This is a genomic window from Kitasatospora sp. NPDC096128, assembly GCF_040303105.1.
Taxonomy (GTDB): Bacteria; Actinomycetota; Actinomycetes; order Streptomycetales; family Streptomycetaceae; genus Kitasatospora.
On sequence record NZ_JBEOSP010000003.1, the window covers coordinates 142,163 to 154,380 of the forward strand.

Annotated in this window: 9 protein-coding genes; 2 read left to right on the forward strand and 7 right to left on the reverse strand. The window is 74.0% G+C overall.

Features of this window, described 5'->3' with window-relative positions:
* Positions 1-23: 23 nt before the first annotated feature.
* The 3 genes from ABTY61_RS05030 to ABTY61_RS05040 form a co-directional block, all read right to left on the reverse strand.
* Positions 24-1,667, reverse strand: coding sequence for a succinic semialdehyde dehydrogenase (locus ABTY61_RS05030; RefSeq protein ID WP_350503529.1), 1,644 nt, complete (start codon positions 1,665-1,667; stop codon positions 24-26).
* A 102-nt stretch (positions 1,668-1,769) separates the two neighbouring features.
* Entirely contained in the window at positions 1,770-3,566 is a 1,797-nt protein-coding gene (locus ABTY61_RS05035; protein WP_350503530.1) for a serine/threonine-protein kinase, read from the reverse strand.
* 162 nt (positions 3,567-3,728) lie between these two features.
* Positions 3,729-4,823: a protein kinase domain-containing protein gene (locus ABTY61_RS05040; protein ID WP_350503531.1), complete on the reverse strand. Its 1,095-nt coding sequence runs from the start codon at positions 4,821-4,823 to the stop codon at positions 3,729-3,731.
* A 57-nt stretch (positions 4,824-4,880) separates the two neighbouring features.
* On the opposite strand from ABTY61_RS05040, the gene ABTY61_RS05045 reads away from it, so the two are divergent.
* The gene (locus ABTY61_RS05045; protein ID WP_350503532.1) at positions 4,881-5,402 is read left to right on the forward strand and encodes an SHOCT domain-containing protein; all 522 of its coding nucleotides are present in this window, start codon (positions 4,881-4,883) and stop codon (positions 5,400-5,402) included.
* 19 nt (positions 5,403-5,421) lie between these two features.
* Here the strand turns inward: ABTY61_RS05045 and ABTY61_RS05050 are convergent, their stop codons facing one another.
* On the reverse strand, positions 5,422-7,395 hold the full coding sequence (locus ABTY61_RS05050) for a serine/threonine-protein kinase (RefSeq protein WP_350503533.1): 1,974 nt from the start codon (positions 7,393-7,395) through the stop codon (positions 5,422-5,424).
* Positions 7,396-7,648: 253 nt separating this feature from the next.
* Between ABTY61_RS05050 and ABTY61_RS05055 the strand changes: the two genes are divergently transcribed.
* Positions 7,649-8,203 (forward strand): hypothetical protein, encoded by a 555-nt coding sequence (locus ABTY61_RS05055; RefSeq protein WP_350503534.1) that lies wholly within the window; start codon positions 7,649-7,651, stop codon positions 8,201-8,203.
* 134 nt (positions 8,204-8,337) lie between these two features.
* On the opposite strand, the gene ABTY61_RS05060 is transcribed toward ABTY61_RS05055, so the two are convergent.
* The 3 genes from ABTY61_RS05060 to shbA all read right to left on the reverse strand — a co-directional run bounded on the left by ABTY61_RS05060 (position 8,338) and on the right by shbA (position 12,135).
* Positions 8,338-9,465: a GuaB3 family IMP dehydrogenase-related protein gene (locus ABTY61_RS05060; RefSeq protein ID WP_350503535.1), complete on the reverse strand. Its 1,128-nt coding sequence runs from the start codon at positions 9,463-9,465 to the stop codon at positions 8,338-8,340.
* A gap of 164 nt (positions 9,466-9,629) precedes the next feature.
* Positions 9,630-11,132 carry an IMP dehydrogenase gene (gene guaB / locus ABTY61_RS05065; protein ID WP_350503536.1) on the reverse strand — a complete coding sequence of 501 codons (1,503 nt, stop codon included), beginning with the start codon at positions 11,130-11,132 and terminating at the stop codon, positions 9,630-9,632.
* Between the two features lie 298 nt (positions 11,133-11,430).
* Positions 11,431-12,135, reverse strand: a complete 705-nt coding sequence (gene shbA, locus ABTY61_RS05070) for an RNA polymerase sigma factor ShbA (RefSeq protein ID WP_350503537.1) — start codon at positions 12,133-12,135, stop codon at positions 11,431-11,433.
* Positions 12,136-12,218 lie beyond the last annotated feature (83 nt).

Consider the following 12,218-nt stretch of genomic DNA (forward strand, 5'->3'; position numbering starts at 1 on the left):
GGAAAGGGGGCGTACGCCGCCCGCTACTTGAACCGCAGCGCCTTGAGCGCCCGCAGCCCGCCGGTCATCACGGCCGCGAACTGCCGGTCGTCCAGCCCGAACGAGGGGGCGATCGGCATCACCCGCTGGGTCGAGACGGTCTGCGCCTCGGTGAAGCGCAGGATGCCGTCGGCGCCGTGCCGCCGGCCCAGCCCCGAGTCGCCCATGCCGCCCATCGGCGCGGCGACCGAGCCGTACGCGGCCGCGTAGGCCTCGTTGACGTTCACCGTCCCGGTGCGCAGCCGGGCCGCGACCGCCCGGCCGCGCCGCAGGTCCCTGGTCCAGACGCTGGAGTTCAGGCCGTACGGCGTGGAGTTGGCGGCGGCCACCGCCTCCTCCTCGGTGTCGAAGCGGTAGACCGCCACGACCGGGCCGAAGGTCTCCTCGCCGCAGACCGCCATCTCCGGGGTCACCCCGTCCAGGACGGTCGGCTCGTAGAAGTACGGGCCGAGGTCGGGCCGGGCCCGGCCGCCGGTGAGCACGGTGGCGCCGGCCTTGACCGCCTCGTCCACGTGCCGGGTGGTGGTGTCCAGCTGCCGGGAGGAGACCAGCGAGCCCATGTCGGCGCCGTAGGCGAGGCCGCCGCCCAGGCGCAGCGCCTTGGTGCGGGCGACGAACAGCTCCAGGAAGCGGTCGGCCACCGAGCGGTGCACCAGCAGCCGCTCGATCGAGATGCACAGCTGCCCGGCCGAGGAGAAGCAGGCCCGGACGGCGCCCGCGGCGGCGGCTTCCAGGTCGGCGTCGGAGAGCACCAGCATGGCGTTCTTGCCGCCGAGTTCGAGCGAGGCGCCGACCAGCCGGGCCGCGGCGCGCTGGGCGACCTCGCGGCCGGTGCGGGTGGAGCCGGTGAAGGAGACGTAGTCGGCGTGCTCCACCACGGCGGGGCCGATCACCGGGCCGTCGCCGAGCACGACCTGCCACAGGTCGGCGGGCAGCCCGGCCTCGATCAGCAGCTCGCGGGCCCACAGGCCGGTCAGCGCGGTCTGGGTGTCGGGCTTGTTGACCACCGCGTTGCCCGCCGCGAAGGCGGGCAGCAGGTCGCCGACGCACAGCTCCAGCGGGTAGTTCCACGGCGAGATGTGGCCGATCACGCCCTTGGGGCGGCGGGCCTCCACGGTGTGGGTGAGCACCGGCAGCGCACCGCCGCGGCGCCGGTCCTTGAGGTAGCCCTGCGCGGCGCGCCCGTAGTGCCGGGCGGCCATCGCGACGGCCAGCACCTCCTCGAAGGCGTGCAGCCGGGCCTTGCCGGTCTCGGCCTGGACCAGGTCCAGCACCTCGTCCTGCCGCTTGAGCAGCAGGTCGTGGAAGCGCAGCAGCACCGCCGCCCGGCGGCGCACCGGCAGCGCGGCCCAGGCCGGCTGGGCGCGGCGGGCCAGCTGGAAGGCGACCTCGACGTCGGCCGGGGTGGACAGCGGCAGACCGGCCAGCCGCTCCCCGGTCAGCGGGGCGACGGTCTCCACCACGCTGGGCTCGCCGGTGGCGGTGACCCCGGCGGCCAGCCGCTCGACCAGGGACCGGGGGACGGCCGTCGCGACGGTCCGGCCGCCGCCGGGGGCGGCCGGGTTGCCGTCCGCCGGAGCGGTGCCGGGGTGTCCGGTGGCCACTGCGTCTGCTGTGAGGTCCGACATACGGCGCAGCCTAGGCCTTCGGGCCCCGGCGCGGTACCCGTCGGTAACAAGAATCTGCCGCACTCGGGCGAAAGCGGGGCGCTCCGCCCGTACGGCCCGGGCTCAGCGGGTCGGCGTGAAGTGGTTGAGCACCGTGGTGAAGCGCTGCTCGGCCTGCTGCCACTCACCGTCCTTGTCCGGGCTGGACGCGTAGATCGCGTAGGCGGTGCCGTCCTCGTCGATGAACTCGGTCTCGATCGCCCGCCGGCGGCCGCCCTCCTTGGCCGCGTAGCTGAACTCCCAGGTGGCGGCCTCGTGGCCGTTCACCACGGAGCCGGCCATCCGGTGCTGCTTGTAGTCCTTGAGCGACTTGGAGACGTTGCCCTCCATCTGCCGCATGTGGTCCAAGGGCTTGACCGACTGCCCGACGGTGACCGCGAACTGCAGGTAGTGCACCCGGTTGTCGGGGCTGTAGAAGATCTGGTTGTTGTCGGGCACGCCGAGGCTGCGCTGCCAGGTCGGGCCGCCGGTCGGCAGCGGGAAGCGGAAGCCGGCCGAGTCGTCGACCCAGCGGTAGCCGGCCGGCGCGGATGCCCCCGGGGCGGGGGTGCCGGTCGGCTCCGGATCGGTGGGCTCGGCCGTGTCGGGCTGGGTGGTCGGGGTGGGGTCGTCGGTCGGGGAGCCGACCATGTGCCGGGTGGCGAAGTAGGTGGCCGCGGCCGCCAGCACGCCGACCGCCACCGCGACGGCGACCAGCTTCATCCGCTTGCGGCGCCGGGCCGGCCCGCGCGCGGGCGCACCGGGGTGCGCGACCGGCGTGCCGGGAGTGGTGTGCGCTCCCCCGGGGGCACCGGGCCCGTGGGCCCGGACCTCCGGGGCGAACGGTACGGGGGCCGACACCGCGGTCGCCGCGGTCCCGGCCGGACGCGGATCGGTCGGCGCCTCCGAGCCGGCCGAACCCTCCGGCGAGGAGGCCACGGTCCCGTCCGGCCCCTCGCTGCGGTCCACCACCGGCACCGCCTGGGTGGGCGTCCGCACCGGGCCGACCGTCGGCCCGACCGTCTTGAGCCCCATGGTGTGCCCGGCCTGGACCTCGGCCAGCATCCGGGCCGCCTCGTCCGCGCTCGGCCGGTCGGCCGGGTCCTTGGCCATCAGCGCGGCCAGCACCGGGCCCAGCGGCCCGGCCCGGCGCGACTCCGGCAGCGGCTCGTCGACCACCGCGGCCAGCGTGGTGATCGGCGAGTCGCGGCGGAACGGCGACTGGCCCTCGACCGCCGCGTACAGCGTCGCCCCGAGGCCCCACAGGTCGGAGGCCGGCCCGGGCCGCTCGCCCTGGGCGCGCTCGGGCGCCAGGTAGTCCGGCGAGCCGACCAGGTCGCCGGGCCGGGTCAGCTCGGTCGAGCCCTCGTACTTGGCGATGCCGAAGTCCAGCAGCACCACCCGCCCGGTGCCGCGCTCCAGCAGCACGTTGGCCGGCTTGACGTCCCGGTGCAGCACGCCGAGCTGGTGGCCGCGGTGCAGCGCGGCGAGCACCTGACTGCCGACCTCGGCGGCGGCGCGCGGCGGCAGGGTGCCGTCCTGGCTGATCACGTCGGCCAGCGAGCGGCCGTCGACCAGCTCCATGACGATCCACGGCCGGCCGTCCTGCTCCAGCACGTCGTGCACGGTGATCACGCCGGGGTGCTTGATCCGGGCGGCGGCGCTGGCCTCGCGCTTCATCCGGGTGTGGAGGATCTGCAGGTCCTCCTCCGGCAGGTGGTTGACGGTCAGCTCCTTGACCGCGACCTCGCGGTCCAGCATCCGGTCCCAGGCCCGCCAGACCGTGCCCATCCCGCCCCGGCCGAGCCGCTCGCCGAGCTCGTACCGCCCGGCCAGCAACCGCTCTGCTTCGGCCGCCTCCGGCCGGTCCTGCACGCCCATCGGCGACCGCTCCCCCTCTCGATTCCACGCGCCGTCACCGCGGCCGAAAGGCCGCTGCGGACCGCTGTTCGAACAAATCCCACGGACACATTAGGCGCACCGTGCCAAGCCCGGTAATCTCGCCCACCCGCCGGACCGGCGGACCGGCGCGAACCGAGGCCGTCAGCCTGCGAACAGGACCACGGCGACCATTCCCAGCACCAGCAGCGCGAACACGCCTCCGACCAGCAGCGGCCCCAGCAGCGCCGGAGGTATCCGCGAACTCCTCCGACCCTCCGCGCCCGCTTCCGGCGACACCGTCTCCGCCCGCCCGCCCCGACCACGCCGACGCGGCCGCAGCGGCACCAGCGGCGCCTCCGGCTTCAGTTCGACCTCCCGCGCGGCCCGTTCCCCGTCGGCCGGCTCCGGCGCGCCCGCCAGCAGCGCCGCCAGCTCCTCCCGCACCTCCCGGGCGGTGGGCCGCAGCGTCGGGTCGGGCTGCAGCAGCCGCTCGACCAGCGGCGCGGCCGGCCCGCAGACCACCGCGGGTTCGCGCCGCCCGTCCCGGACGGCCGTCACCAGCTCCGGCACCCCCGGCTCCGGGAACGGCGAACGTCCGGTGACCATCCGCTGCAGCAGCACCCCGAGCGCCCAGCAGTCCCCCGCCGGGCCGCCGTCCAGCGGCCAGCGCTCGGCCACCGGGCCGACCAGGGTGGCCCGGACCTCGTAGCGGCGGCGCCCGCCCGGCCCGCCGAGGTCCTCGGCCAGCGCCTCCTGCGCCACCCCGCCGAGCAGCCCGCCGAGCAGCGCGGCACCGTCCTCGCAGACCAGCACCGACTCGGCGGTCACATTGCCGTGGGCGAGCCCGGCCTCGTGCAGCGCCCGCAGCGCGCCGGCCAGGTCGGCCGCCAACTCGGCCGCCCGGTACGGCGGGAGCGGCCCGGCGGTGAGCAGTTCGGCCAGCGTCCGGCCGGCCGGCCGCTCCTCGACCGTCCACAGCAGCTCGCCCTCGACGAAGGCGCCGACCCCGCGCAGCAGCCGCGGGTGCCAGGTCGGCGCGGCCGCGCCGACCGTCGCCACCCGCCGCACCAGCCGGTCCCCGTGCCCGGGGTTCGGCTCGTCCGGATCCTGACCCGCGGTCAGCAGCGCGGGCAGCTCCACGGCGCGCAGCAGGACCGTTTCCCCGGTCCGCTCGTCCACCGCGGAGGCGCGGAGCAGTTCAGGACGGTCCGTCAGCCGGTACCGCCCCGCCAACAACTGGCCTGGGCCGCCTCGCATGCCAGTTCCTCTCGCTCACCGAGCAGCCTACTGATCGGCTCCTTTACGCTCGGCCCCATGGACTGGACCGATCTGATCGACACCGCCTTCAGGGTGGCGGGCAACAGCAACCAAGCCAACCGGGCCGAGGCCGTCCGCGCGGTCGAGGCGTCCGTCATCGGGGGCGAGGAGCCCGTCGCCTCCACGGCCGGGCGCCATCCCGACCACTTCCGCAAGGGGGTGCTCGTGCTCACCACCCACCGGCTGCTCTTCCTGAAGGACGGGAAGCCGCCGGTACCGGTTCCGCTCGCCGCCGTCACCGACGCCACCGTGACCCGGACCAAGCTCAACGGCGAGGTGCTGACCGTCGTCGCGCTGACCGGCTTCCACCGCTTCGAGGACGTGGCCAAGGCCGAGGTCTTCGCCGAACGGCTCCGCGAGGCCGCCCGCCTCGCCCGCACCGCCCCACCGCGGGCCCCGGAACCGGCCCCCTCCGGCGAGCAGCTCCTCGACCGGCTGGAGCGCCTGGCCGCCCTCCGGACCTCCGGCGCACTCACCGACGAGGAGTTCACCCGCGCCAAGCGACGCCTGCTCGGCTGAGCGCCTTCCTCGGTCGACCTTACGGTGCAGGCTGGAAACTGTTGAAGACGACATCCCGGACCGGGGCCTGCGCGGCCCACTGCGCGTCCGGCACGATCCAGTAGATCGAGTAACCGTACTTGGCCGGACTGCCCGTCACGAAGCCCCGGTTGAGCGAGTGGGTCTTGGGCGTGCCGTTGGTCCACTCCCAGTCCGCCGCGTTGCTCCACTGACGATAGGTGATCGCCGCCAGGTTCAGCCGCTGGTAGTTGGTCACCTGTCCGCGGATGTTGGGCTCGGACTCCTGCCAGTCGGCCAGCGCACTCGCACCGGGGGAGGTGGTCCACTCGATCCGCAGCTGGCTGCCGTCGGCCGGGTTCTTGAAGATCCGCCGGTTGGAGTTCGAGTCGGACGGCTGCAGCCAGTCGGGCAGCAGGACCGAGAAGCCGCTCGGGTCCTGGTAGGCGTGGTACCCGGCCGGAACCGCCCCGCCGGACGGGGTCTGCACCGGGGCCGGCTCACTCGCCGCGGGCGGCTGCGGCTGCGGCTGCACCGCACTGGCGGTGGCCGGCGCCGGCACCGCAGCCGAGGACACCGGCTCCGTCGGCGTCCCGGCCGGCGCCGACTCACCGGCCGTCGCCACCGGACTCGGGCTCGGCCCCGGCGTCACCTCCCCGGCCGACGCGACCGGCGAGGTGGCCCCCGCACTGTGCGTGCCCGCCCCCTTCGCCCCGGTGTCCCCGCTGCCCACCGCCTGGACCACCGCGACGATCCCGGCGATCAGCAGCAGCACCAGCACCACGGTGACCACCGCGAGCCGGCGCCGCCCCTTGCGCGGGTCGGCCCCGGCCGCCTGGGTCGCCCCCATCGTCCACTCACTGGTCACCGGCCGGATCGGCTCGGCCCCCGGCGCCGGATCGGCGGACTCCCCGCCCCCGGCCTCGACCGCGGCCTCCGCCGCCGGCTCCACGACCTTGGCCCGGCTCCCCACCCGAACCGTCCCGAGCAGCCCACCCACGGTCCGCTTCGGCGCTTCCTTCGGCTCGACGCCCTCGTCCTTGACATCCCCCCCGGCCGCCACCGGCTCCACCGACTTCACCGGCTCTGCCGACTTGACCGGCTCTGCCGACTTCACCGACTCCACCGGCATCGCGTGCTCAGTGGTCGACTCGGCCTTCACGGTCGCCTCCGCGACCACCCGCTTGAGCATCGACCGGGTCTGCGTCGCATCGAGCCGCTTCGCCGGGTCCTTCTCCAGCAGCCCCTCGATCACCGGCAGCAGCGGCCCGGCGTTCGCCGGCGCGGTCAGGTCCTCGGTCATCACCGCGGTCAGGGTGGCCAGCGCCGAGCCCCGGTCGTACGGCGGCCGCCCCTCGACCATCGCGTACAGCGTGCCGCCCAGCGACCACAGGTCGGCCGGCGGACCGGGCTTCTGCCCGCGCGCCCGCTCCGGGGATATGTACGAGGGCGCGCCGACCAGCATCCCGGTGGAGGTGATCGAGGCGTCGCCCTCCACGCTGGCGATGCCGAAGTCGGTGAGCACGACCCGGCCGTCCTCGCCGATCAGCACGTTGGACGGCTTGACGTCCCGGTGCAGGATGCCGAGCGCGTGCGCGGCGATCAGCACGCCCAGCACGTCCAGCGCGATCTCGGCCGCCCGGGCGGGGGCCAGCGGCCCGTCCTCGCGGACGACGTCGGCCAGCGAGCGGGACTCGACCAGTTCCATGACGATCCACGGCCGGTCGTCCTCGTCGACCACGTCGAAGACGGTCACCGCCGAGTTGTGCCGGATCCGCGCGGTCGCCTTCGCCTCGCGCAGCGTCCGGACGATCAGCCGGTGCTTCTCCTCCTCGTCGACGCTGGCGTTCATCCGCAGTTCCTTGACCGCGACGGTCCGGCCCAGCATCTCGTCCTCGGCGCGCCAGACGGTGCCCATGCCGCCGCGTCCGAGCACGCCGTTCAGCCGGTAGCGGCCGGCCAGGAGGCGGCCGGTGGAACCCTGCGCCTGGGTCATTCGGAACGTTCCCCCATGTGCTGCTGGCGGTCGTGGTGACGGCGCGTCGGCCCGGCCCGGGCCCGAACGCCCAAGCCTCCATCATCCCCTGTCCGGAGGGGCGCCGACCACCCACCCCCCGTCCCAAGCCGGGACGAACCGGAACGGGTGCGACGCTCTGTGCCCGACCTGTGATCGAAAACTCGCCAAGATCTGCCCGAAGCGCTGCTACCGTACGGCAGCTCATCGTCTTTTCCGGGGGGACTCGACGCCCATGACCGCACCCGCACCGGGCGCTGACGGCCCATCGCTCCGGCCGCCCACCGCCCAGCACTACTCGGTCGCCCCGGTCCTGGACACCCCCGAAGGCTACGTCGCCCCCGGCATGCCCGGCGTCCCCGTCACCGGCTACACGCCCGCCGCCCCCACGGCCCCCCGACGCCGCCGCACCGCGCCGGCCCTCACCCTCGCCACCCTCGCCACCGCCCTCGGCGGCCTCGCCTACGGCTTCGCCCCCCTGCGCGCCGCCGACAGCCTCGGCTGGCTCACCATCGCCCAGGCCGGCCTGGTCGCCCTCCCCCTCGGCCGCCTCGGCGGCCGCACCCGCTCACTCCCACCCCTCGGCGCCCTCCTCGCAGCCGCCGCCCTCCTCCTCGGCCAGCTCACCCAGCACCTCCGCCTGGTACGAGCCACCCCCGGCCCCCACCACCTCCTCCCCGAAACCCTCACCACCTGGCGCGCCGACCTGCGCCCCCTCGACCTGGCCTTCTACACCATCGCCCTGATCGGCGGCTTCCTCCTCACCCGCCGCTCCGCCAACCACACCTGACCCCGGCACCCCGCGCCCCACCCCCCTCATGGGCGCGCGGGCAACGCCCCAGCCCCGCGCAGCGGAACCCACAAAAGACCAACGGCCCGCTCCCCCCGAAGGGAGAACGGGCCGTCAGCCGACCGAACCGACCGTCAGCGGTGGTCCAGCGCCGGGTTGACCGTCACCTCGACCCGCTGGAACTCCTTCAGCTCCGTGTACCCCGTCGTCGCCATCGCCCGCCGCAGCGCCCCGAACAGGTTCATGGTGCCGTCAGGCGTGTGCGACGGACCGGTCAGGATCTCCTCGGTGGTGCCGACCGTCCCGAGGTTCACCCGCTTGCCCCGCGGCAGCTCCTCGTGGACGGCCTCCATGCCCCAGTGGAACCCCTTGCCCGGGGCATCCGTGGCACGGGCCAGCGCCGCCCCGATCATCACGGCGTCCGCACCGCAGGCAACGGCCTTCGGGATGTCCCCGCTGTACCCGACCCCACCGTCCGCGATCACGTGCACGTAGCGCCCGCCGGACTCGTCCATGTAGTCACGGCGAGCAGCGGCCACGTCCGCCACCGCGGTCGCCATCGGCACCTGGATGCCCAGCACCCCCCGGGTGGTGTGCGCGGCGCCGCCGCCGAAGCCGACCAGCACGCCGGCCGCGCCGGTCCGCATCAGGTGCAGCGCGGCGGTGTACGTGGCGCAGCCGCCGACGATCACCGGAACGTCCAGCTCGTAGATGAACTGCTTGAGGTTCAGCGGCTCGGCGGCACTGGAGACGTGCTCGGCCGAGACGGTGGTGCCGCGGATGACGAAGACGTCGACCCCGGCGTCCACGACCGCCTTGGAGAACTCGGCGGTGCGCTGCGGCGACAGCGCGGCGGCGGTGACGACGCCGGAGTCGCGGACCTCCTGGATCCGCTGCTTGATCAGCTCGGCACGGATCGGCGCGGAGTAGATCTCCTGCAGGCGCCGGGTCGCGGTGGCCTCGTCGGTGATCGCGGCGATCTCGTCCAGCAGCGGCTGCGGGTCCTCGTAGCGGGTCCAGAGGCCTTCGAGGTTCAGCACGCCCAGGCCGCCGAGGCGACCGATGGCGATGGCCTGCTGCGGCGAGACCACGCTGTCCATGGGGGCGGCCAGGAACGGCAGCTCGAAGCGGTAGGCGTCGATCTGCCAGGCGATCGAGACCTCCTTCGGGTCACGCGTACGCCGGCTGGGGACGACGGCGATGTCGTCGAAGGCGTACGCCCGGCGGCCGCGCTTGCCTCGCCCGATCTCGATCTCAGTCACTTCGAGCCCTTCTGGTTTGTTGCTCATGCCCACCGGGTCACCCCGGCCGCCCCCAGTATCCCGTACTACCGCTGGTGCCGCCCCGACGGCCCGCTCCCCGGACGTGCGGAGGGGCCCGCCGTGGCGGGCCCCTCCGAGGTTCGACGCGTCACCGGGTCAGCGCGTCACCGCGACGAGTAGTTCGGCGCCTCGACCGTCATCTGGATGTCGTGCGGGTGGCTCTCCTTGAGGCCCGCCGAGGTGATCCGGACGAAGCGGCCCTTGCTCTCCATCTCGGCGATGGTGGCGGCACCGACGTAGCCCATGGTCTGGCGCAGGCCGCCGACCAGCTGGTAGAGCACGGTCGCGAGCGGGCCCCGGTACGGCACCTGGCCCTCGATGCCCTCGGCGATCAGCTTCTCGTCCGAGGCGACCTCGGCCTGGAAGTAGCGGTCCTTCGAGAAGGACTTCGCCTGGCCGCGGGTCTGCATGGCGCCCAGCGAGCCCATGCCGCGGTAGGACTTGAACTGCTTGCCGTTGATGAACAGCAGCTCGCCCGGGGACTCCTCGCAGCCGGCCAGCAGCGAGCCCAGCATCACGGTGTCGGCACCGGCGGCCAGCGCCTTGCCGATGTCACCCGAGTACTGCAGGCCGCCGTCGCCGATGACCGGCACGCCGGCCGCCTGACAGGCCAGCGCGGCCTCGTAGATGGCGGTGATCTGCGGGACGCCGATGCCGGCGACGACGCGGGTGGTGCAGATGGAGCCGGGGCCGACGCCGACCTTGACGCCGTCCACGCCGGCGTCGATCAGCGCCTGGGCGCCGTCGCGGGTGGCGACGTTGCCGCCGACCACGTCGACCTTGACGGCCGACTTGATCTTCTCGATCCAGGCCAGCGCGTTGTGGCTGTGGCCGTGCGAGGTGTCGACGACCAGGAAGTCCACGCCCGCCTCGACCAGGGCCTGGGCCCGGTCGAAGGCCTCGGCGCTGGCGCCGACGGCGGCACCGACCAGCAGACGGCCCTCGGCGTCCTTGGCGGCGTTCGGGTACTTCTCGGCCTTGACGAAGTCCTTGACCGTGATGAGGCCCTTGATCCGGCCCTCGTCGTCGACCAGCGGGAGCTTCTCGATCTTGTGACGGCGCAGCAGCGCCATCGCGTCCTCGCCGGAGATGCCGACCTTGCCGGTGATCAGCGGCATCGGGGTCATGATCTCGCGGACCTGGCGGCTGCGGTCCGCCTCGAACGCCATGTCGCGGTTGGTGACGATGCCGAGCAGCTTGCCGGACTCGTCGGCGATCGGGACGCCGGAGATGCGGAACTTGGCGCACAGCGCGTCGGCCTCGGCCAGCGTGGTGTCCGGGCCGACCGTGATCGGGTCGGTGACCATGCCGGACTCGGAGCGCTTCACCAGGTCGACCTGGTTGGCCTGGTCCTCGACCGACAGGTTGCGGTGCAGCACGCCGACGCCGCCCTGGCGGGCCATCGCGATGGCCATCCGCGCCTCGGTGACCTTGTCCATCGCCGCGGACAGCAGCGGGATGTTGACGCGGACGTTCCGGGAGACCCGCGAGGAGGTGTCGACCTGGTTCGGCAGCACCGCGGAGGCCCCGGGCAGCAGCAGGACGTCATCGAACGTGAGCCCGAGCATGGCGAACTTCTCGGGTACGCCTGCGGCGTTGTAAGACATTTGGGGGTACCTTCCGTGGCCGGCCTTATCCGCTCGCGCCCAGAGGGAAGGGGCGCGTTGATCGCTCACTCGCGCAGACCGCCGAAAGCCGGGTGGCTTTGGAGGAACCTACGAAGGAACCCCGTGCGCACCCGCGAAACTTTGGCAACCTGCCCAGGCGCCGATACCCCATGGTACTGGCACCGCGAATGTGCCCTCGTGTGCCCTTGACAACAGCCACCCCCGCCCGCTCATTCCGCCCTGACCTGCGCCTCCACCGAGCGGGAACCCGAGCTCCAGCCGTAGCGGAGCCCGTGCCTCAGGAGGACTCCTCCGCGAGCGCCCGCAGCCGACTGAGCGCCCGGTGCTGCGCCACCCGGACGGCCCCCGGCGACATCCCGAGCACCTCGCCGGTCTCCTCCGCCGACAGCCCGGCGGCCACCCGCAGCAGCACCAGTTCGCGCTGACGGGCCGGCAGGTTGGAGAGCAGCTCCTTGGCCCAGGCCGCGTCACTGCTCAGCAGCGCCTGCTCCTCCGGGCCGAGCGCCTCGTCCGGCACCTCCGGCAGGTCGTCCTGCGGCACGACGGTCGAGCCGGGCCCGCGCATCGCGGCCCGCTGAAGATCGGCGATCTTGTGCGCGGCGATGCCGTAGACGAAGGCCTCGAACGGCCGCCCCTGGTCCTTGTACCGGGGCAGCGCGCACAGCACAGCGACGCATACCTCCTGGGCCACGTCGTCCACGTGGTGCCGGGCCCCGCCGGGCAGCCGGACCAGCTTGGCGCGGCAGTACCGCAGCGCCAGCGGGTGCACGTAGGCGAGCAGCGCGTCGATCGCCGGGCCCTCGCCGCGCACGGCGGCCGCGACCAGTTCGCCCACCAAGGGCGAGCCGCCCGTGCCGAGCACCGGCGGACGGCCCGGACCGGCCCCGACGGAGTCCGCGTACGGCGCGTCATGGCCCGGGTCGGAGGGCTCGGCCTCACCCGGGTCCGCCTGGCCGGCCGCACCGGCGACATCGTCGCGCATCGGTCCATGGTGCCTGGTCGATCGGGAAAACGCGGCACCGCGTCCGGAGTTGTGCACCGGAACGTTATGCGCTGCGCCACCGT